The following is a 20,013-nucleotide window of genomic DNA, read 5'->3' on the forward strand; positions in this document are numbered from 1 at the left end:
TGTCCCGGCCGATGTGCCTGCCGGTCCTGGCCCGACTTTGGCGGCCCCGCCGCACCGGGAAGATCGCTCTGGCCCGGGAGATGGTGGAACCGCTCACGATTTCGTCCGCGAGGTTGAGGACGCGGATGCTGGCGCTGGGGAACTGGACGGTGATGCCGGCGGCGAAGTCGATGTTCTTGTCCCGATACCGGATCTCTCGGACGGAGAGGATCTGCTGGCCGATGAACGGGGTCATGGGAAAGTCCGGCAGGTCGTTCTCGACCGTGGTGTGGCCATATTCGTCCATGTCGTATGGGCCGTGGGGCTGGTCGATCTCCAGGGCTAGGCCGTCGCCGGGCGTGTGGAACCGGACGGGGCCGAGGCCGTCCATGTGCAGCCACATATGGAGGAAGGAGGGTTCGGTTTCCGGGTAGTAATGCCAGGACGTTGTCACCTGCAGCAGGCGTCTTCCGACCAGGTCCTCAGCGTCAATTGTCATCGAACAGCTCGTCACTCCATCTGAACCAGGCACGGCCGTCCTGGATGTGCAGCAGGAACTCGGCGACAGGACCGCCCGGCGCGACCAGCGACACGGCTTGCCTGATCTTCTCGTAGACGACGTCGAACTCTTCCCAATCCTCCGCATCCGACAAGGTCACAGTGCGTTCGAACAGCGGCTCCAGATCTGGAAGCGCCGGGCCTGGAAGGAATCGGCCGCACAGCCATGGGAAGTCGGTCTCCTCGATTACGATCTCGCCGACCAGTTCCTTCTGGCGTACGAGACGCCAGGCCTCGCCCTCGAACCCCATGGCAGTTACCTCGCTCAGTGCAGATCGACGTGGAAGGGGTGGCGGTGATCATTCGGACAGGCGAAAATCCTGAGGTCGCCTGCGCGTCCGACGACGACACCGGTCACGAGGTCATCACTGGCGACCGTGAACAGCAGCGCCATGCGCCCTTGGCACTCCTCGCAGTCGAACGCCGACGGGCAGGTGAGGTGCCAGGTGGGCCAGCCGCCGATCTTCCAGCCGGCGATGCGCGTGATCGAGTCCTTGCCTTCAATGTCCGTGTCCTCGATCAACTTCCGAAGACGGGGCCGCAGTTCTTCGGGCAGCTCTTCGCGGTACGGAAAATCGATGATCTGCTCGGTCCTGATCGTGCAGGGGTTGGGCAGGTAGCCGTAGTCGTAGTGCCTTGCCGGCACCGGAGGAGGGGGGAGAGCTACGCCGACATCGGCCGCGCGCCGCCAGCGCACTTCCACCAGCGGACTGACGTCCGCTTGGTTCGGTGGCGCCTCCCAATGCTCGTTGGGGCACCAGAGAATCTGGAGAAGATCGATACCTGTCGGCCACCACGGCCCGGGAGCGTCGCTGGCGTAGATCTGCGCGACAGGCACCATGGCCACGGCCGGAAGGCCGGACGGCTCCTCGTCGTCAGGTTCGGAGCACATTGGCCAGGGCTCGTCCGACGGCCACAGCAACGGACCGCCGACCGAGCTGCCCTGCTCCGTCGGCTCTCCGCGCTCGGGGTGGAGCCGGACAGCCGACCGCCCGTAAGGTGCGAGCTCCGGCAGCCTGCTGACTATCTCATCTGCCGAGGGTTGATGCATGGACATAGCCGGACCTTTCGACTCGCATGCGTGTGGGGTGATCGCACCGTACCGTCCAGCACCGTCAAGGCCCGCGTCCTCGCCCTACTCCATGGCCGGACGAACTGCAATCTCGGCCAGGAGCAGGCTCGGTGTTGGTCGGCGCAGTCACGGTGTGAGGCGTCAGTATGGCGGGCGGTCGTGCTCCGCCCAGACGCGGCGCGGGTCGAGGTGCAGTTCGTTCTGCATGAGGCAGTCCGCCACGAGCGTGCCGACCGGATTGCCGCACGCGCACACCTGGTTCGGTCCGTGCATGCCGTTCGGTCCGCAGCAGCCGATCCACTGCTGCCGCTCCGTGTGGTGGTGGAGCCCGATGGCATCGTCGAGGTGGAGGACCACGGTGTCCTTAGGACCGGCCGACTTGAGGACGGCGCCGTCCCGGTGCACGGTCATTCCTGCCATCGCGGCGACGGGTTCCTGCGGGTCGTCGTTCGGGACGAACGGAGCGCCGAAGGGCTCCGGGTCGATGGCGTAGAAGCCGCGGGGCACCGTGGGCGGTGCGATCTCCCGGTCCACCGGCTCGGGACGATTCGGGAACGTCTCGAGCCGGTGGAGCGGCGCGGTCAGCGGCTGGTTGCATCGCACGCAGCGGAAGACCGTCACGATTTTCTCTCCACGTCTGACTGCGGCCGGAACTCGTGGACCACCTCGATGCGCCCGACGATGTGCCGGTTGAATTCAACCAACTCCTCTGCCGGTACCCACAGTTCCAGGATTGTGCGTCCGCCGGCCTGCTGGATCGGGTAGCGGGCGGCGAACGTGGCGTCGACCTCGAAGCGGGTGACGTAGCCGACACCGGAGGCGGGCACGTTCCAGTCGCGGGCGATGCGGATCGCGTAATCCTCGTTCAACACCGGATAGAAGATCGGCTGCTCGGGCAGGCGCGGCGGCCAGGCCCGCCAGCCCGACGCCTCGACCAGCGCCAGCTCCTCAGGGCCGGTCGGCCGCCACAAGGCGAGGGTCCCGCCGATCGTGGTCGTGCTCATTCTCGCCGCCCAACTTGCATCTCGTCAGTCGCCCCACCGTACGCAGCCACAGTCGTGCGCAGCCAGCGGGTTTCCCCTCGCCCAGGCTGTGCACCCGGCCGGGATCCAGGCTCCGCTGGTTCGTGCTGGCTGACCTTGTGGTCAGGAGTGGAACCCGCGCCCGTACTCCTCTGGGGAGAGCGTGAAGTCGTTCGGGCGGGTTCGGCGGAGCAGCTCGTAACGGTCCGCGAAGACGTCGAGCGCCTGCGGTATCGAGTATCCCCGCGCGTCACGGATCGTTTTGAGGGCGTGGATGATCCGGCCCGCCACGATGTCGTCGTCGACGCCCGCGGGCAACATCGGCGGCTTCCCCTGACTGTCTGATATGTTCGTCAGCTCTCCTTCGAGGGCCCGCGGCTCAGACCTTGACGAACCAGTCGGGCAGCGGTTCGCGACGCTCCCGCCACGCGCCGGGGATTCCGGCCAGGCCGGTGCGCGCTGCGACCGTGCCGCCGGTGATGGCGCAGGTGGTGTCGACGTCGCCGAGCACCTCCGCGGTGGTCCACAGCGCGTCGGCGAGGCTGTCCAGGTGCCAGGCGGCGGACCACAGCGCGAAGGGCACCGTGTCGCTCGCGCGGATCCGCTGACCGTTGCCGAGGACATCGGCGGCCCGCCACGGCTCGGTGTCCGGGGGCAGGTCAGCAGCCTTGTGCAGGCCCCCGCGGACCTGCCCGGCGGGCATCCGTGATTGATGCCCTGGACGGCGACGATGCGCATACCGTCGCGAGTTCGCATCAGATGCAATTGGCGGCAGAGGGAGCAATGGAACAGTGGTTGGCGTTAAGCATTGACCGACGTCATGGACGCCGTTGACGGCGGGCGTTCCCGCCGGCTACCCGTGCTTGTCCGGTTCGGCGTCGGCGAAGGCGCGGTATCAGCTGAGATCTCGGGCTGGGCGAGGACGTCGCCGCGGTGTACGACTCGGACCGGACCCGGGGCCATCATCGGATGCTGATCCGCTGGCGTAGCGAGGTCGTGTCGGACGTTCAGCAAGACCGCTGTCGTCGTCATCACCGCGAAGTCCGCCGGGCGCAGGGTCTTCGGCCTCGCCACCGCAGGCGTCCGTCTCGCTTGACCTCTTGCGCGTCAGTCCCGCAGCCAGTGCAGCTCGTGCGCCAGGGTTTTGGCGACGGCACGGATGCGGCGGTGTAGTGGCGACTGCTCGCGTGGGAGGACCAGGTGGATCGTCAGGCTGGGCGCGCCCCGCAGCGGTCGCCAGGTGAGACCGGCCGGTTGTGCCGTGGCCGCGGCTTCTCCGGCCGGGGCGAGGGTGACCCCGTCGCGCAGGTCGCGCTGAGACATGTCGAAAGAGACTGCGGGCGTGTGGAATCGGGGGTGTGGTCGAGTGTCTCGGAACAGTGCGGACAGCTGATCGTGGATCACGGGGTTGGCCGCACGGTCCGGGAGTCGCAGCGGATACGCGGCCGCGTCGGCGATCTCGATCTCCGGGTGTTCGGCCAGCGGATGGTGCTGCGCCAGCAGGACCCCGATGCGCGCACGCCGCAGCAGGAACCGGCGCACGCCACGGCCCGGTTGTTCACCGCGGGTGATCCCGGCATCGATGCGGCCGTCGGCGACTGCGGGGGAGATCTCCGGTGTCGCCATCGGGACCGCGCCGACCTTGAGTCCGCTGTTGCCGCGAATCAGCCTGTCCACCAGGGCCGGTGCCGTCTCGGCCCCGGTGCTGAGGCTGTATCCGATGCGCAGCGTGCCCAGTTCACCGGCCGCCGCGCTCCGGGCGGTGTCCCATGCCCGGTCCAGCGCCGCCAGCGCGGGCGGCGCGGACTCCGCCAAAGCCGCACCGGCTGTGGTCAATACGACGCTACGCGTGTTGCGGACCAGCAGGGCCGTACCGAGTTCCGCCTCCAATCGGCGCATCCGGGCGCTGAGTGCGGGCTGTGCGATACCGATCCGTGCAGCCGCGCGGGTGAAGTTCAACTCCTGCGCCAGCACCAGGAAGTACCGCAGGCTCACCGTATCCGGCGCCACGTGCCCTCCCTGTCGATTGATAACGATCCGTTCTGAGTCTATCCCGTACCGGTCTTTCCCTCGACCGCACATCAAGCCCTAACCTGCGCATATGACGATTCCACTGACCGCAGTACCCGTCGCCGGGATCGATCGATCTGAGTGTCAATTCGAAGTCGGACGTGTCCGGCCGAACACAGGAGGTTTCCATGGCTAAGGGCTACTGGGTCAGTGTCTACCCCGCCATTTCCGACCCTGAGAGGCTGACTGCCTACGAGAAGCTGGCCGGTCCGGCTGTCCGGGCTGGGGGCGGGCGCCTCCTGTCCCGTGGCGGTCGAGTCGTCGCCCACGAGGCCGGAATCACGCAACGCGTCGTTCTGATCGAGTTCGACAGCTTTGAACAGGCCGTCGCGGCATATGAGAGCGAGGCATACCAGAAGGCGCTGGTGGCCCTCCCCGACGGCGTCGAGCGCGACTTCCGCATCATCGAAGGCATCGACTGACCGGCGGGCCCAGCCATCGCTGAGCATCCGTCACCTGATACGCACACGGTGCTGAACGACGACTCACGAGACGAGTTCGAAGCCATGCCCCGCGTCCCAGTTCGTCGTCGACGTCCTCGACGGCCTGATCCCTGTCGGGCGGGCCGCGAAGCGGAGTTCGGGGCAGCCGACACATCATTGCCCGACAACCGACTTGCCTAAGGAACGCCGGGCAGGGCGTAGAGCCCGTTGTCCGTGCGTCGCTGAAGAAGGATGCGGCCTTTGTCGTCTGTGACGACCGCTGAGGCAGCAACGACGAGCCGATTCGGTTTCGGCGCGCTGGGATCGTCGTAGTACTCGGTCCTCGCCAATGGATCAGCCTTCCTGGACAGGCCGCGACGTCTCCCAAACGGCTTCGAAGCTCGCGGCATACGTGTCGAACATCCCGCCGTCGCCGTTGCGGCGGAGGTGCCATACCGGGGCGCCGTACGCGTTGACTCCCCACACGTGCGCGTTCACCAGCATCTGATCATCCGCACGGTAGAGGCTGTTGTACAGCGTGGTTCCGTGGGTCCGCAGCTCGATGCCGGGCATACCGAGCAGCGGCCTGTAATGCAGCAGGGCGATTCGGCACCGCGACTCGATCCCGTGGCCATACCGCTCCTCCTCGCCTCGCTGCCGCACGTTGGGACTGTTGGGGTCGCCGACCGCGATTCGCACACTGCAGCCGGCCGCCGCCCGCTTACGCAGCAAGTCGTTGAGTCTCGGGTACGCCTCGTGCAGGAACACCGCCGCGTAGACCAGCACGTCGAGACGCTCGCCTGACTTCCGGATCAGATCGGCGAACACCGACACAGGAAGATCAGCGCGCTGCTCGTACAGCCCTGTGCGTGCCGGTAACTTCGTCACCCTATGCGACCTGGGTGTATTCGTGGAGGAGGCCGCCGAGGCGGTCGCGCCGGGTGACACGCGAATCGTCATCGACGGCGGGTGGTTCAGGCGCGTCGACACCGTCGGGGCATCACTGTCCGAGTGATCGGTGCGGCCGATGTTCGTTGTGGTGGCCGGCGTACTCGTCGACGACGAGGCGCAGATGCCGCTCTCCGGTGATCAGGACGCGGTCGGTGGCCTCGCGCCGGCAGGATCCGACCCAGCGTTCAGCGATCGCGTTCATCCGGGGCACCCCGGGCAGGATGGGCACCACGCGGGCGCCGATGGCGGTGAAGACCGCGTCGAAGCCTTCGGTGAAGTAGCCGGCGTTGTCGCGGATCAGGTACCGGATGCCGATGGTGCGTGTGTCGTCCAGGCTCATCAGGACGTTGCGGGCCTGCTGGGTGGCCCATGCGGCGGTGACGTGCCGAGTGACGCCGGCGATGTGCATGCGCCGGGTGCCGTGCTCGATGAAGAACAGGACGAACAGGCGCCGGAGGAATCGGCAACCCACTCCTCGATGTGGCGGCTGCGCAGGTCGCACAGCCGCATCGCGCCGAAGACGGGCAGCAGGTCTTTGCGGACGTAGGCGCTGTAGCCGGCCACGGTGGACGGCTTGAGGGTTCTCTCCTCCAGCGTGAGCCACTCGGCCAGGTACGCGCCCACCGTCACTCTGGGGTCTTCGAACACCCCTGTGCGCTCCGCGCTCACAACCAGTTCCAGCGCGTACCGGGCCTCCTCCTCGCTGAGGTATGCGCTGCGCCGGCGGGTCTTGCGGTCTCCCTCTGCGGACGGGAGGTCGACGGCGTAGGCCCAACTGCCGTGCTCCCCATCCGTCTTCAACTTCGGGCAGCTGGCGCCGATCTGGCGCTTGCTCTCGTCACGGCAGCCGCACCGGCGGTAGACACGGCCACGGGTGGGACAGGTGCTCATCGAGTTACCCCGTCGGTCAGGTGATCCTGGAGGGACAAGTGCCCATCGATCACCGGTCCGAGGGAGCGCTGACCGCGGCGCGAGAGACGCGCGGCAGCGCGCGGAGGCGAGCAGGTAGCACCATCGGCGGGCGCGAGTCCGAAAGATGTTTCAGGTCGTCGGCCACGCTACAGCCGGGGCTCGGTTGCACTGGCGGTGAGGACGGCGTCGATCGTGTACTGGAGACCGTACGGGCTTGCGGGCTACGACTGCGCGGAAGCCCGGCGGCATGACCGGTGGCGTCTCTGGTCACGCCGTGGACGGCGGTCGGGGGAGTGATCGCGCGGCGTCCGGGGTGGCAAGTGTCCGTGCGGTAGTGGAAACCGGTGTGGCGGGCCTTGGTACCCAGGGCCCGCGAGGGTGCTGGGGCCGGTGACCGGGTGTGATGGTGCATGCGGTCGGGTGTCGTTTAGTTGTGCCCGCTGGGGGGAGCGTCTCTGACGGAGGCGGGCACAGCCGGGGACGAGGCGTAGCCACTTTCAGTGGAGGCGGTGGCGGTCAGGCCTGGTGAGGCGGCGGGGCCGATGACCGCACCCATCGTGCAATGACCCGGCCGGTCCCACTGACCTGGACGTTCTTCCACGACAACCGCAGCCTCCCGGCGGGCGTGGACGCCGCGAACTCACGGCACCCTGCACAGCGCACGGGCGCGGATGTCATGATGTGCCCGACATGTCTGCCTTCGGAGCCGGTGCCGCGCCCGCGCCGGCACCCCCCGCTTCGCTCGACTTTCGCGTACTGCGTGCCGTGCCGTTCGCGACGGTCTGCGTCGTGCTGGCCGCAGCCGGCCACACGCTGGCCTCCGGCGCCACGGTGCCGATCCGGGCGGTGCTCCTGGGCTGGGTCCTGACCTTGGGCGCGGCCGTTCTCGGGGCACGGCGGGAACGGTCGCTGGCCGCGATCACCGGCGGGCTGGCCGTCGGCCAGCTGGGCCTGCACCTCCTCTTCCACGCTGAGCAGACGCCCGCCCGTGCCCAAGCGATGCCGAATACGGCGGGCATGGCCGGGATGGCCGACATGCCGGGTATGCCCGGCATGGGGATGGCCGATGGCACTCACTCCAGGGCGGTGGCCGCACAGCTCGCCATGCCGCTCGGAAGCGGTTCCCACGCCTCCGCGGCGGCTACACCGCACGTCGCCCTGTGGTGCCATGCCTGGCTGCTCGGGCTGAGCCCCGCGATGTTCGCCGGCCACCTCGCCGCCACGCTGGTGGCGGCATGGTGGCTGCGGCGGGGCGAGGCGGCCGTGTGGCGGTTGGTCCGCACCACCGCCGAGGCGGCCTCGGCCGCCGCGCAGGCGTGTACCGCGAGGCTGCGCGAGGTCGTCGCACGGCTCGACGCCGCACTGTCCGGCGGCATCGGACGAGGATGGCGCCCGCTCTGCGCGTGGTTCGCGGGAGCGGGCAGGAGGTGGCGGCTTCCGTCACCGGTCCTGCTGCGGCACTGCGTGATCAGGCGAGGTCCACCGATAGCTCCCCCTGCCTGACCCGACGGGCGAGCGCACCTAGGCGCCGTCCGGACGGGCGGCAGCTCCGCGCCCCTGATCACCTCAGCACGCACGCCATCACCGTCGGCGGACGATGGCCCCTGCCCGCAAGCAGGCCCTTTGGCCGACCGTGCGCGTGCGTGCACGCTCCCACACGGAGAACACACAGCCATGAGACCGTCCTTCAAGAACCGCCTTGCCGCCGCCGCCCTGGGCGGCGCCGCCGTGCTGCTGGTCGCCGGACCCGCGTTTGCGCACGTCACCGTGCAGCCGTCCAGCGTGGCCAAGAACGCGACCGACCAGACCTTCGCGTTCCGCGTGCCCAACGAGGACGACAAGGCCAGCACGGTGAAGGTCGAGATCGACTTCCCCACCGACCACCCGATCCCCTCCGCCATGGTCGCCGCGGTGCCGGGCTGGACCGACCAGATCCAGACCACCAAGCTCGCCACCCCGATCCACACCGACGATGGCGACATCACCGACGTCGTCTCCCAGATCGTCTGGACGGGCGGGCAGATCGCCCCCGGCCACTTCCAGGACTTCACCGTCGACTTCGGCGCGCTCCCCGACGGCACGGACAAGGTGGTCTTCAAAGCGCTGCAGACCTACAGCGACGGCAACGTCGTCCGCTGGATCGAGGAGGGCAAGGACGGCCAGCCCGAGCCCCAGCATCCGGCTCCGGTTCTCAAACTGACCGCTGCCGCCGGCAGCGATGCCCCCAGCGCCGCGCCGAGCGCGAAGGCTGGCCCGGCCGGGCAGAGCACCGCGACGGCGAAGAGCAGCAGCGACTCCACTGCCCGCGGCCTCGGTATCGCGGGCATCGTCGTCGGCGTCCTCGGCACGGTGGCGGGCATCGCGCTCGGCCGCCGTGGTCGGGGTGTCGACAGCAGCGGAACCTCGGCGTAGCGGGCAGGGCCGGTGTGGGACGCAGCACACGCGTTCCGCACCGGCCCCACCCGGTCATGGCACCGGGCTGTCTCCCGCAGCCCGGTCCAGAATCCACCAGCTCGTGTCGTACGCGGTCGGCATGGCGCGCGGCTCCCCGCCCTGCTTGGCCTGTGGCGCCGCAACTGCGGTGATGTCACAGGGCCGTGGCGCGATGACCTGAAGGCCCGGGCCGTGGCGTTCGGCGTCCCGGCCCGGACCACGCGCACAAGACGTGCGCCACGAGCGAGCCCGCGCCACGACACCGTGCACGACGATGCGGATGACCACTCGGCCCGGATCCGGCGGCTGTGCTGTGTCCGAACTCAGGTCGCTGTGGATGAAGGCCTGTCAGACGGCCGAGGCGGCCAGGTTGTCCAGCGCGCCGCTCTTGGCCTGGGCGACGAGGTCGCGGAACTGTTCCTCGCTCATCTGCACCTGCTGCCCGAAGTCGTCGGTGATCCGCACACGCTTCTCCGCCGGAGCGGCTCGGTCCACAAACAGCTGCGGGCAACCGCAGTTGCAGTTTCCGCAGAAGGTCGCGATCGGTTCCGTACCAGTGCCGTGCATCTGTGCCACCTCGGTCGCCTCTGTCGTGGGCGTACTTCTCCACCCCAGCGATGCCCGCAAGCCAGGAGCGTTCAAACCAACTCCCGAGCGCCGAAGGGCCTATGGGGTCGAGCCGCCGGTATGTCTCGTTGACGATTCACCCGCGAACCGGGTGGCGGCGGACGTATGCGCCGACGAGGCGATGTGCTTACCCGACGCTTGAAACCGATGGTCGGGATCGTCCCCACGCCGAAGGATCAACCTTGGGATCCCGCCGAGATCGCGAGGGCCCTGCTGGCAGAGGAAGCCGTCGGCCGGGATGCGGCCAACCTTCGCACCCGACGCGCCTGTGCGGCGTTCCCGTCGGGCGAGACGTTCCTGTGGGCCCTGGTGGCCGAGTTGAGCGTACTGCGGCAGTCTCGGCCAGGCCCGCAAGCATCGGCGAAGCGGGTGCGGGCGCCGGATTTTCGGTTATCACTGCGTCCGCCACGGGTCTCCTGACTTGTGAGGCCGTACTTCCCTCGGTCCTCACCGCACCACGGGCCAGGCGCATCAGGGCGCCACCGGCCGAAGACGAGCAGGAGACCGACCATGGGACCTCACTGTCGTACCGGGCACCTCACCGGCGCCGCCCTGGCCGCCGCGACCGTGATCGGTGGCGGCGTGTCCCTGACTGCCGACGGCCATCCGGCGTCGGCCGCTGTCGCCGAGCCGGTCGCGGACTGCAAACCGGCGGCGACCGGTTCCTTCCTGTCGGACGGCTTCGACACCCAAGGCAGCTTCATCCCCTCGACCGGAACCATGAAGGCCACGACGGTCTCCGTGGACTTCCGGCGGGATGACGCGCCTTTGGGCCACCACCGCTGCGAAGCAGCTCCGGGAGCCGGGCGGCGCGCGAGGGCCGTTGCTGGGGGTGTGTGTCGCACGGGCCTGACAGGGCTGCGGCTGTGACCGACCTGGCCACGCGTATCTGCTCATCCACGCGCCCTTCTCGGTGCGCTCGTACGGGAAAGACCTGCTGATGTTCGCTTCTCCTCGTTCGATCTCGCGTGGTTGGGCCGTGGCGGCCGGTGTGCCCGCCCTGCTCGCCTTCGCGCTCATTGCGTGCGGTTCGTCCTCGCACTCCGAGCACTCGGCCATGCCGGGCATGGACCACTCGGGCACGCCGGGCATGGCAGGCATGCCGGGCATGGATCAGAGCGCGATGGCAACGCCCGGCGCGTCATCCTCGGGCATGCCGGGGATGCCCGGCATGATGGCGGCCGGCGAGGGTCTCGCCGCCGAACTGGAGGGCTACCGCCTGGACTCCCCGGTCACCAGCCTTCCGGCCGGCAAGGCGGTGAGCTACCCCTTCACCATCACCGGCCCGGACGGCCGACCGATCACCGACTTCGCCGTCGTCCAGACCAAGACCCTGCACTTCTACGCGATCCGCTCGGACCTCACCGGCTATCAGCACCTGCACCCGACGATCGCCGCCGACGGCACGTGGACCGCCGACCTGGCCGCCCTCGATCCGGGCAGCTGGCGGCTGTACGCCTCGTTCACACCGAACACCGGCCCCCTTAAGGGCAGTGAGTTCGTCCTCAGCCGAACCGTGACGGTGCCCGGCGAAGCCGCCACGGTGTCGCTGCCCGCCGCGGCCAGCAGTACCACGGTCGACGGCTACACCGTCGCCGTCCAGAGCGGGCCGACGACCGGGATGACCCACAGGCTCACCGTCACCATCAGCAAGGACGGCCAACCGGTCACCGATCTCCAGCCCTACCTCGACAGCTACGCCCACCTCAGCGCCTTCCACGAGGGCAACCAGGCGCTGGCCCACCTCCACCCCGGGAACGTCGTCGACGGGAACCACGGCGGGCCGACGCTGACCTTCAACGCCGTGATCGGCGACCCCGGAAATTGGCGGGTCTTCCTCCAGTTCCAGACCGCCGGACAGCTGCACACTGCGGTGCTCACGCTGCACGTCGCCTGACGCGAAGCCGTGGGAGCCGCTCTGGGGCCCCATGGCACGGAGTGCAGCCGGTTGTTCAGAGCGGAGCGTGGTGCCAGGCGCTGTGCATGGGCCGCCGTCGCGGTGCTCTGCTCGACCGCTCGTGGCCTCGGTGTCGCGGCATCGTCGTCGGCGTGCTCGGCCGCCGCGGCCGGGGTGCCCGCAGCAACGGTACTTCGACGTAGCGAGTAGGGCCGGTGCGGGACGCCGCACGCCCGTCCCACACCGGCCCGATCCCTGCCCTGGCGCCAGGTCGCCACCCGGTCCGGACTAACAGTCGGTCCCTACTCGGTCAGCCCAGAGGCATGGATGGTGATCCGGACAGCACGCGCGACAGCCTTCACCGCGCTGCTGTGGTCGCTGTTCGTCGGCGGCCACACCTTGCTGACCGGAGTACCCGCCCGGCGCGTGTCGCTATGACGGTGGGTCAGCTCCCAGGGCGTCGGCGAAGGGGTCGTCGGAGAGCTGCCATCGTTCCATGCCCAGGGCGAGTTCGGCGTCGGTGAGCAGGCAGCTGTTCAGTAGGTGGTGGAGTGCGGGGATGCCGAGGTCGATGCCGGTGAGGGTGAGTTCGCAGCGGCGCTCGCCGTAGTAGGGGTCCCAGAGCAGGGAGGCGAAGGTGCGGCGTTGCGGGGAGGCGGAATGCCAGGCGCTGTCGTCCTGTTCTGGTAGCCAGGTGCCGGCCGTCTCGATGGCCAGGTGTTCGCCGGCGGACTCCCATCGGTGGATGGAGTGCGGTCGGTTGGCGAGCCACAGATGGCCGCGTCCGCGGATGACGCCGTTGCAGATCTGTTCGAGCACGTCGTGCAGGCGTTGCGGGTGGAGGGGCCGTCGTGACGACCAGTGTGTGGTGCGGACTCCGAACTCCGCACCGCGCGGCTGGGCGGGGATGGGGAGCGGTCCGTGCCGGTCCCAGACCCGGTCGGCGTCGAAGAGGTTCCCGCCGACCAGCGCCGAGATGTCCGGGATGCGGAGCGCACCGGTCAGTGGGTCGTGGCAGATGTGGGTCATCGAGGCGCGTGGGGCGAGGTGGTGCATCAGCGCGACGGCGCGCGCGGAGGCGGCGGGATCCGGGTCGTTCACGCTCGCGGTCACGACGACGTCGGCGGCCTCAAGATGCCGGGCGGAGGTCTCGGCGACGCTCCGCCGGTCGTCCGGGCCGAGGGCGAGGCCGTGGTCCAGCAGCCGGTCGCCGCCGCCGAGTTCGTCCTCGAGTCGGGACAGGTCGACGGCGGCGGCGACCGTGTCGATCCGCACGTGGTCGGCGAGGGCCTGCCCGCGGGCGTGGCCGTGCAGCACGCCCAGGGCGACTAGGTCCGCCTGCATGCCCGGCGGGAGCGTGAGCAGCAGGTGCCGGTGGCGGCCGGTGCGGGCCACACGCAGCAGGATGGGGAGGAGGCCCGAGGGCAGCAGCCGGGAGGAGCACGGGCGGGAGGGCGTCAGCGACCCGCCGTCCACCGGCCCGGAGCGCTCGTACAGCCGCCAGGAAACCCTCCGGCCACCGGAGTTGACCCGCACGGCGAGTACCGCCAGCCCCGGGATCTCGATCCGGGCCAGGTCGGCGGCGCAGTCCCGTACGCCGGCGGCGAGGCCGCCGAGCACGGTGACGGGCAGCAGGCTTGGCCTGCCCTGCGGGGTCATTTCACTCCTCCTGGATGCACGGGTCGAGTTGATGCGGGGTCAGCTCTCCGGGTCAGGCCTGGTGCCGGTGAGTCCGTAGCGGCGCTGGAAGCGCTCGACGCGTCCGGCGGTGTCCATGACGCGGGCGTTGCCGGTGTAGAAGGGGTGGCTGGCGGAGGAGATCTCGACGTCGATGACGGGGTAGGTGTTGCCGTCCTCCCATTCGACGGTGCGCGTGCTGGTGGCGGTGGAGCGGGTGAGGAAGGCGAGGCCGCCCACCTTGTCGCGGAAGACGACGGGGCGGTACTCGGGGTGGATGCCGGACTTCATGGTGATCTCCAGAAGGTGGGGGTGGGGTCAGCGCTCTTCGCGGAAGTCGACGTGCTGGCGGGCGACGGGGTCGTACTTGCGCAGGACGAGCCGGTCGGGGTCGTTGCGGCGGTTCTTGCGGGTGACGTAGGTGTAGCCGGTCCCTGCGGTGGAGCGGAGCTTGATGATCGGGCGCAGTTCGTTGCGGGCCATCGGTGTCCTTCCGGGCGTGCCGTGGTGGCGTGGGCCCCACACTAGCGTAATGGTTTTCGTTTTCATCTAGTGTAGTGTCAGGCCAACATTCGCGGCGGGCGCGGCATTCCCGTCTGCCGCCGCCGTCCTCGCCGACACGGAGTCGTCATGTCCGCCCACTGCCAGCTCACCGGCCGAAAGCCCGGGTTCGGCAACGCCATCTCCCACTCGCACCGCCGAACCCCCCGCCGGTTCGACCCCAACATCCAGACCAAGCGCTACTGGCTGCCGAGTGAGGGCCGCTTCGTCCGGCTGACACTCAGCGCCAAGGGCATCAAGACCGTCGACAAGCTCGGCATCGAGAAGGCCGTCGCCCGCCTGCGCGCCCGTGGGGAGAAGGTCTGATGGCCAAGCGCAGCAAGATCGCCAAGAACGAGCAGCGCCGGGTGATCGTCGCCCGCTACGCCGAGCGCCGCGCCGAGCTCAAGCGACTGATCGCCTCCCCGTCGACCTCGCCCGAGGAACGCCTCGCCGCCCAGGCCGAGTTGCAGCGCCAGCCGCGCGACGCCAGCGCCACCCGGGTCCGCAACCGCGACGCGGTCGACGGCCGCCCCCGCGGCTACCTCCGTGCCTTCGGCCTCTCCCGCATCGGCCTGCGCGAGCAGGCGCACGCCGGGTTCCTCCCGGGCGTCCGCAAGGCCAGCTGGTAACGCGGCCGGTAACGCCCCACCCACAGACCGGTCGCGCCCCGGGCTGCGCGATCTCTCCCGGGCCGCGCGGCCCGGGGCGCGACCCCCCGAACCTGGCCCACCGGCTCACGCCGGTGCGGTGTTTCCGGAAAGGAAGACCCGTGTCCCAACACAGCCTGCTGCCCGTGGTGGTGGTCGGGGGCCTCCACGAGGCCGAGCGCCGCCAGGCCGTCCTGGAACTGCTCGCCGACCGCGAGGGCACCGTCGTCCTGCACCACGACCTCACCCCCGCGGGCGAGGGCCGCGTGCACCGGGGAGTCTGGGACACCTCCGGCCCGCTCGGCGATGCCCACCTGCCACTCACCAACAACTGCCCGTGCTGCGCCCTGCGCGAGGACCTGCTGCCCGAACTGCTGAAGATCGCCGAAGCCGGCCGCCACCGCCTCGCGGTGGTGGAACTGTGGGGCGGCAGCGACCCCCACCCGCTGGTCGAAGTGATAGCGGGCGGCGACGTCGGCGACCGCTGCATGCACGAGGTCGTGGAGGTCGTCGGCGTGGTCACCGCCGTGGACCCGCTCCGGATCGTCCCGGAACTCTCGGTCCCCGACGAACTCTCCGAACACCACCTGCACACCTGCGCCGACGACCAGCGCACGGTCGCCGAGGCGCTCGCCCACCAGATCGAGTACGCCGACGTGCTGGCCGTCTCCCACTCCGACCAGGCCGCGGGGACAGGCGAGTTGCGCGCAGGCATCGCGATGCTGCGCCAGCTCCACCCGACCGCCCGCGCCGCACGGCTGGGAACCGGCGCGCTCGTCCGCGCGGCGCTCGCGGGCTTCGACGTGGCCGCCGCGCGCGACCGCGTCAACCCGGCGCTGGCCCTGCTGCCACAGGAGGCCGACGAGGCCGGGGTGGCCACGCTCGTGTGGGAGCGGCGCCGCCCGCTGCACCCGGCCCGGCTGCACGAGGCACTGGAGCAGCTCGTCCCGGCCGCGCAGCGCAGCCGGGGCCGCTTCTGGCTCGCCAACCGCCCCGACCTGATGCTCGCCTGGGACGCGGCCGGGGCCAACCTCGCGGTAGAGGAGTGCGGCCCGTGGCTCGTCACGCTGCCCGACGCGGCATGGGAGCTCTACCCACCCGCCCGCCGGGCCGCCGCCGCCCTCGACTGGGACTCCATCCACGGCGACCGGATCCAGCAACTGAGCTTCACCGCCGAAGGATTGGACGTGGACGGGATCACCGAACTGCTCGACTCCTGCCTGCTCACCGATGCCGAACTCGCGGCCGGAGAGCCCGGTTGGAAGGCCCTGCCGGACGCCTTCGAGGACCTGCTCGACCCCGTCGCCTGAAGCAACCTGCACTGACCTGAAGGAGAGAACCAGCCGTGGCCAAGATCGCCGCCGCCCGCAAGGACCGCAAACCGCGCCCCAACCCGCTGCACGAGGCCCGCATCACCTACATCGACTACAAGGACACCAACCTGCTGCGCAAGTTCATCTCCGACCGCGGCAAAATCCGCAGCCGCCGCGTCACCCGCCTCACCGTCCAGCAGCAGCATGCGATGGCCAGGGCCATCAAGAACGCCCGCGAGATGGCCCTGCTCCCGTACGGCTCCGGCTCGCAGAAGGCCACACGATGACCGAGCTGCTGTCAGCCCCGGCCAAGGTCCCCACCGAGGTCCCGACCGACGTCAGACTCCCCGTCACCGTCCTGTCCGGGTTCCTCGGCGCGGGCAAGACCACCCTGCTCAACCACCTCCTGAACAACCGGGAGGGCCTGCGGGCCGCGGTCATCGTCAACGACATGAGCGAGATCAACATCGACGCCGCGCTGGTCCGCGAGGGTGGCGGTGCCCTCTCGCGGACCGAGGAACGCCTCGTCGAGATGACCAACGGCTGCATCTGCTGCACCCTGCGCGACGACCTGCTGGAGGAGGTCGACCGGCTCGCCCGGGCCGGGCGCTTCGACTACCTGCTGATCGAGTCCAGCGGCATCTCCGAGCCGATGCCGGTCGCGGCCACCTTCGCCTTCGCCCGCGACGACGGCGCCACCCTCGGCGACATCGCCCGCCTCGACACCATGGCCACCGTCGTCGACGCCGCCAACTTCCTGCCCGAACTGCGCGGCGGCGACGAACTGACGGCCCGCGGGCTCGACCAGTACGAGGACGACGAACGCACCGTCAGCGACCTGTTGATGGACCAGGTGGAGTTCGCCGACGTCCTCGTCCTCAACAAGACCGACCTGGTCACCGCCGACGAGGCCGACCGTCTCGCAGCCGCACTGAGCCGCCTCAACCCCGCCGCCCGCATCGTGCGCGCGAGAAACGGCCGCGTCCCGCCCGCCGAACTCCTCGGCACCGGCCTCTTCGACCTCACCAAGGCCCAGGAAGCCCCCGGCTGGGTGGCCGAACTCAACGGCGACCACGTACCGGAGACCGAGGAGTACGGCATCACCAGCCTGGTCTTCCGCGCCGACCGCCCCTTCCACCCGGGCAGGCTCTGGGAGTTGGTGAGCCGCCGACTGGATGCGGGCGAGTTCGGCACGGTGCTGCGCTCCAAGGGCTTCTTCTGGCTCGCCTCCCGACCGGCCGTCACCGGCCTGTGGTCCCAGGCGGGTTCGGTCGCCCGCTTCGAACCCTCCGGCATGCGCTCGACCATGAGCCCACTGACGGACCTGGCCGATGCCACAGCGCTGACCGGCCTCGGCGACGAGCAGGTGCACAGCGGCCAGGAACTGGTCTTCATCGGCACCGGCCTGCGCAAGGACGAGCTGCGCGCCGCGCTCACCCGCTGCCTGCTGGCCGGCGCCGAGCATGCCGCCGGGCCGTATGCCTGGACGGCGTTCGAGGACCCGTTCCCCGCGTGGGACGAGTACGAGCTTCAGCAGGACCACGACCACTCCCATGCGTAACCATCATCACCCACCAAGGAGGAATCCGGCATGGCCGTCCCCAAGCGCAAGATGTCCCGCAGCAACACCCGGCACCGCCGCGCCAACTGGAAGGCGGCCACGCCCCAGCTGGTGCCGATCACCATCGACGGCCGCGAGCACCTCGTGCCGCGCAACCTGGTCCGTGCCTACGAACGCGGACTGCTGACACTCAAGTCCTGAAACCCGCCAGGCGGTTGTCGGGCCGCCTCGTGGAAGGCACGGCGGGCCGGACTCGGCCCGGCGGCTCGTCCGGGCAGCCGCAGCAGGCCGTCGACGTGCGGGCTACGGTCCGGCCGCTGCGCTCGGCTGGGTGTCCGGAGCCGGCGGGGCATCCCGGTAGGGGTTCTTCGGTTGGGGGATGACCGTCAGGCCGGTGGCGTCCAGCGTGGGTACCCGTGCTCCGGGGGCTGGTCGCCACACGCCGGTGACCGTGACCCAGGTGTCCGCCTGCGGGGTGCCGAGGCCGTGGATCTCCACCTCCACCACCCGGGCGTCGGCGGCACAGCAGCTGACGATGACCCGGCTGAGCTGCCACACCCCGCCGGGCCTGGGCGTGACGAATCCTTCAAGCCGGACGGTGCGCCCCTTGAGGGACTCCTTGTCGTCCCAGACGGCGCGGGTGATGAAGTCGGTCAGTGAGAGGGCGAGGGGGCCCTGGGGCGGAAGCAGTGGGAAGGTGGCCCGCCTGGCGATCGCGCCGGACCCGTCGCGGGCGACGGCATAGGAGCCGAGCGCCGGAGGGGCCGCGACGAGCAGCAGCACTGCGGGTACCGCCAGCAGCCAGGCGGTCTTCAGCCCCGAGCCGGCGTGCGCGTGGCCATGGCCGTGGTCGTCGTCCTCGTCGTGTCCTGGGTTTCCGGTGTCGGCATCGGCGGCAGTGCCGCGCAGGCGGAGGAGGGCGTCGGCCGCGCCCAGCAGGACGAGGACGGCGCCGCAGATGACCAGGAACGGCCGGAGCCCTTCCTTGACGTACCGCAGACAGAGGTCGCTCAGCAGGCTGACCCGCAGCAGGGCGCTGCCGGTCAGGACGATCAGTGCGGCCGGGAGGAACCGTCTCACAGCAGCCACCATCCCACCAGCGCGCTGCACAGGACGGCGGTCGCGAACGTCGCGGCGGAGAACCGGGCGGCGAAGGACCGTCCGAAGGTGCCGGCCTGCAGGGCGATCAGCTTGAGGTCGACCATCGGCCCGACCACCATGAAGGCGAGCCGGGCCGTGGGGGAGAACCCGGTGAGCGAAGCCGCCACGAACGCGTCCGCCTCGGAGCAGACCGAGAGGATCACCGCCAGCCCGCCCAGCAGCACCACCGACAGCCACGGGGAGCCCGCGAAGGTCTGCAGCACCGAGGGAGGCATCGCGACGTTGAAGGTCGCCGCGGCCGCCGCGCCGAGGACCAGGAACCCCCCCCGGCGTGCAAGAAGTCGTGCTGCAGCCCGCGGCGGAAAGTGTCGAGGCGGTTGCCGGTTCCCTGGTGCTCCGCTGCGACGGGTGGCAGTCGCAGCCATTCCGGCCGGCCCGCCTTGATCCACATCCAGCCCATCACCATCGACGTGGCAAGGGAGGCGAGCAGCCTCGCGAACACCATCTCCGGCCGGCCCGGGAAGGCGATCGAGGTCGCGACCAGCACTGCCGGGTTGATAGCGGGCGCCGACAGCAGGAACGCCAGCGCCGCCGCGGGCGCCACGCCGCGCCGCATCAGACTGGCGGCAACCGGTACGGAGGCGCACTCGCACCCCGGCAGGATCGCCCCCGCCGCGCCCGCGACCGGCACGGCGAGCGCGGGGTTGCCCGGCAGCAGCCGGGAGAGGACCCGGGCCGGAACGAACGCGCCGATTGCGGCCGGCACCACCGTTCCGAGCAGCAGGAACGGCATCCCCTGGAGCGCCACGGCGACCAGCACGGTGCGCCACGCCCGGAAGGCGGGGGCGTCGAGGCGGTCGAGGAGATCGGGCACCACCACGAGCGCCGCCGTGCCGATGATCGAGAGGCAGAAGCCGCCCACGACCAGGCCGCCCACGACGCGCGCCAGCAGGCCCAGCCATCTGCCAGGGCCTGTCCGTTCGGGTTCGTCGTCATGCACGGGTGAGGCGGCGGCTGGGCGTACGGCAGTGGTGGTCTCTTCGGTCACGGCTCTCGGTCTCCGGGGGCCGATTACTGCTCGGCGTGGCTGGGCGGAAGCGTATCGGAGGCGGCCGCCGCGGCCTTCGGCGAGTCCTTGTCCGGTCTGGTGTGGTACGCCTGGGTTTAGCGGCGGGAGAGCGTGCCGGATTCGCGATCCGTGGGGGACGCTGGGTGACCGGCTCACCGG

The 20,013-nt window shown here is 70.0% G+C and carries 24 protein-coding genes and 4 pseudogenes; 11 read left to right on the plus strand and 17 right to left on the minus strand.

Annotation, left to right across the window (positions count from 1 at the left end; all coding sequences use genetic code 11):
* The 8 genes and pseudogenes from P3T39_RS34255 to P3T39_RS34290 form a co-directional block, all read right to left on the minus strand.
* Positions 1–478: hypothetical protein (locus P3T39_RS34255; RefSeq protein WP_280703191.1), on the minus strand; the 478-nt coding region annotated here is incomplete at its 3' end.
* Entirely contained in the window at positions 468–788 is a 321-nt protein-coding gene (locus P3T39_RS34260) for a hypothetical protein (protein WP_280703192.1), read from the minus strand. The genes P3T39_RS34255 and P3T39_RS34260, both read right to left, overlap by 11 nt.
* Positions 789–802: 14 nt before the next feature.
* Positions 803–1,594, minus strand: a complete 792-nt coding sequence (locus P3T39_RS34265) for a hypothetical protein (RefSeq protein WP_280703193.1) — start codon at positions 1,592–1,594, stop codon at positions 803–805.
* Between the two features lie 156 nt (positions 1,595–1,750).
* Positions 1,751–2,230, minus strand: a complete 480-nt coding sequence (locus tag P3T39_RS34270; RefSeq protein WP_280703194.1) for a hypothetical protein — start codon at positions 2,228–2,230, stop codon at positions 1,751–1,753.
* Complete coding sequence (locus tag P3T39_RS34275) at positions 2,227–2,613, minus strand: hypothetical protein (protein WP_280703195.1); 387 nt, start codon at positions 2,611–2,613, stop codon at positions 2,227–2,229. The genes P3T39_RS34270 and P3T39_RS34275 overlap by 4 nt, the downstream gene beginning before the upstream one ends.
* Before the next feature lie 141 nt (positions 2,614–2,754).
* The gene (locus P3T39_RS34280; protein WP_280703196.1) at positions 2,755–2,952 is read right to left on the minus strand and encodes a hypothetical protein; all 198 of its coding nucleotides are present in this window, start codon (positions 2,950–2,952) and stop codon (positions 2,755–2,757) included.
* A 58-nt stretch (positions 2,953–3,010) separates the two neighbouring features.
* Positions 3,011–3,337, minus strand: a pseudogene (locus tag P3T39_RS34285) (ADP-ribosylglycohydrolase family protein); the annotation flags it as partial.
* A 401-nt stretch (positions 3,338–3,738) separates the two neighbouring features.
* A complete protein-coding gene (locus tag P3T39_RS34290; RefSeq protein WP_280703197.1) occupies positions 3,739–4,641 on the minus strand; it encodes a LysR family transcriptional regulator in 903 nt (300 codons plus the stop codon).
* A 188-nt stretch (positions 4,642–4,829) separates the two neighbouring features.
* Here P3T39_RS34290 and P3T39_RS34295 point away from each other — a divergent pair, with 188 nt between their 5' ends.
* On the plus strand, positions 4,830–5,123 hold the full coding sequence (locus tag P3T39_RS34295) for a DUF1330 domain-containing protein (RefSeq protein ID WP_280703198.1): 294 nt from the start codon (positions 4,830–4,832) through the stop codon (positions 5,121–5,123).
* Positions 5,124–5,329: 206 nt separating this feature from the next.
* Here P3T39_RS34295 and P3T39_RS34300 read toward each other — a convergent pair.
* From P3T39_RS34300 to P3T39_RS34310, 3 genes and pseudogenes are all read right to left on the minus strand, one after another.
* A pseudogene (locus P3T39_RS34300) lies at positions 5,330–5,473 on the minus strand (DNA mismatch repair protein MutT); the annotation flags it as partial.
* 4 nt (positions 5,474–5,477) lie between these two features.
* Positions 5,478–5,984, minus strand: a pseudogene (locus tag P3T39_RS34305) (XRE family transcriptional regulator); the annotation flags it as partial.
* Positions 5,985–6,123: 139 nt separating this feature from the next.
* Positions 6,124–6,546, minus strand: coding sequence for an integrase core domain-containing protein (locus tag P3T39_RS34310; protein ID WP_280703199.1), 423 nt, complete (start codon positions 6,544–6,546; stop codon positions 6,124–6,126).
* A 1,130-nt stretch (positions 6,547–7,676) separates the two neighbouring features.
* On the opposite strand from P3T39_RS34310, the gene P3T39_RS34315 reads away from it, so the two are divergent.
* Complete coding sequence (locus tag P3T39_RS34315; protein WP_280703200.1) at positions 7,677–8,489, plus strand: hypothetical protein; 813 nt, start codon at positions 7,677–7,679, stop codon at positions 8,487–8,489.
* A gap of 171 nt (positions 8,490–8,660) precedes the next feature.
* Positions 8,661–9,398: a YcnI family protein gene (locus P3T39_RS34320; RefSeq protein ID WP_280703201.1), complete on the plus strand. Its 738-nt coding sequence runs from the start codon at positions 8,661–8,663 to the stop codon at positions 9,396–9,398.
* Between the two features lie 369 nt (positions 9,399–9,767).
* Here the strand turns inward: P3T39_RS34320 and P3T39_RS34325 are convergent, their stop codons facing one another.
* Positions 9,768–9,986 (minus strand): hypothetical protein, encoded by a 219-nt coding sequence (locus tag P3T39_RS34325; RefSeq protein ID WP_280703202.1) that lies wholly within the window; start codon positions 9,984–9,986, stop codon positions 9,768–9,770.
* 570 nt (positions 9,987–10,556) lie between these two features.
* Between P3T39_RS34325 and P3T39_RS34330 the strand changes: the two genes are divergently transcribed.
* Entirely contained in the window at positions 10,557–10,916 is a 360-nt protein-coding gene (locus tag P3T39_RS34330; RefSeq protein WP_280703203.1) for a hypothetical protein, read from the plus strand.
* 70 nt (positions 10,917–10,986) lie between these two features.
* Entirely contained in the window at positions 10,987–11,943 is a 957-nt protein-coding gene (locus P3T39_RS34335; protein ID WP_280703204.1) for a hypothetical protein, read from the plus strand.
* Between the two features lie 432 nt (positions 11,944–12,375).
* Here P3T39_RS34335 and P3T39_RS34340 read toward each other — a convergent pair whose 3' ends face one another.
* From P3T39_RS34340 to rpmG, 3 genes are read right to left on the minus strand one after another with little or no spacing between them, the layout of a single operon-like run.
* Positions 12,376–13,602 carry a GTP-binding protein gene (locus tag P3T39_RS34340; RefSeq protein WP_280703205.1) on the minus strand — a complete coding sequence of 409 codons (1,227 nt, stop codon included), beginning with the start codon at positions 13,600–13,602 and terminating at the stop codon, positions 12,376–12,378.
* A 39-nt stretch (positions 13,603–13,641) separates the two neighbouring features.
* Entirely contained in the window at positions 13,642–13,911 is a 270-nt protein-coding gene (locus P3T39_RS34345) for a type B 50S ribosomal protein L31 (RefSeq protein ID WP_280703206.1), read from the minus strand.
* A gap of 27 nt (positions 13,912–13,938) precedes the next feature.
* A complete protein-coding gene (gene rpmG / locus P3T39_RS34350; RefSeq protein WP_207813749.1) occupies positions 13,939–14,103 on the minus strand; it encodes a 50S ribosomal protein L33 in 165 nt (54 codons plus the stop codon).
* 147 nt (positions 14,104–14,250) lie between these two features.
* Here rpmG and rpmB point away from each other — a divergent pair, with 147 nt between their 5' ends.
* The 6 genes from rpmB to rpmF all read left to right on the plus strand — a co-directional run bounded on the left by rpmB (position 14,251) and on the right by rpmF (position 17,885).
* Complete coding sequence (gene rpmB, locus P3T39_RS34355; RefSeq protein ID WP_280703207.1) at positions 14,251–14,487, plus strand: 50S ribosomal protein L28; 237 nt, start codon at positions 14,251–14,253, stop codon at positions 14,485–14,487.
* Complete coding sequence (gene rpsN / locus P3T39_RS34360) at positions 14,487–14,792, plus strand: 30S ribosomal protein S14 (protein WP_280703208.1); 306 nt, start codon at positions 14,487–14,489, stop codon at positions 14,790–14,792. The genes rpmB and rpsN overlap by 1 nt, the downstream gene beginning before the upstream one ends.
* Positions 14,793–14,932: 140 nt before the next feature.
* The gene (locus P3T39_RS34365) at positions 14,933–16,120 is read left to right on the plus strand and encodes a GTP-binding protein (RefSeq protein ID WP_280703209.1); all 1,188 of its coding nucleotides are present in this window, start codon (positions 14,933–14,935) and stop codon (positions 16,118–16,120) included.
* 35 nt (positions 16,121–16,155) lie between these two features.
* Positions 16,156–16,410, plus strand: coding sequence for a 30S ribosomal protein S18 (gene rpsR, locus P3T39_RS34370; protein ID WP_280703210.1), 255 nt, complete (start codon positions 16,156–16,158; stop codon positions 16,408–16,410).
* On the plus strand, positions 16,407–17,684 hold the full coding sequence (locus P3T39_RS34375; protein WP_280703211.1) for a GTP-binding protein: 1,278 nt from the start codon (positions 16,407–16,409) through the stop codon (positions 17,682–17,684). The genes rpsR and P3T39_RS34375 overlap by 4 nt, the downstream gene beginning before the upstream one ends.
* Before the next feature lie 30 nt (positions 17,685–17,714).
* Entirely contained in the window at positions 17,715–17,885 is a 171-nt protein-coding gene (gene rpmF, locus P3T39_RS34380; RefSeq protein WP_280703212.1) for a 50S ribosomal protein L32, read from the plus strand.
* A 102-nt stretch (positions 17,886–17,987) separates the two neighbouring features.
* Here rpmF and P3T39_RS34385 read toward each other — a convergent pair whose 3' ends face one another.
* Together P3T39_RS34385 and P3T39_RS34390 are read right to left on the minus strand one after the other, a co-directional pair.
* The gene (locus P3T39_RS34385) at positions 17,988–18,764 is read right to left on the minus strand and encodes a TIGR03943 family protein (protein WP_280703213.1); all 777 of its coding nucleotides are present in this window, start codon (positions 18,762–18,764) and stop codon (positions 17,988–17,990) included.
* Positions 18,761–19,665, minus strand: a pseudogene (locus P3T39_RS34390) (permease). The gene P3T39_RS34385 and the pseudogene P3T39_RS34390 overlap by 4 nt, the downstream one beginning before the upstream one ends.
* Positions 19,666–20,013: the final 348 nt, after the last annotated feature.

Source organism: Kitasatospora sp. GP82 (assembly GCF_029892105.1).
Classification (GTDB): domain Bacteria; phylum Actinomycetota; class Actinomycetes; order Streptomycetales; family Streptomycetaceae; genus Kitasatospora.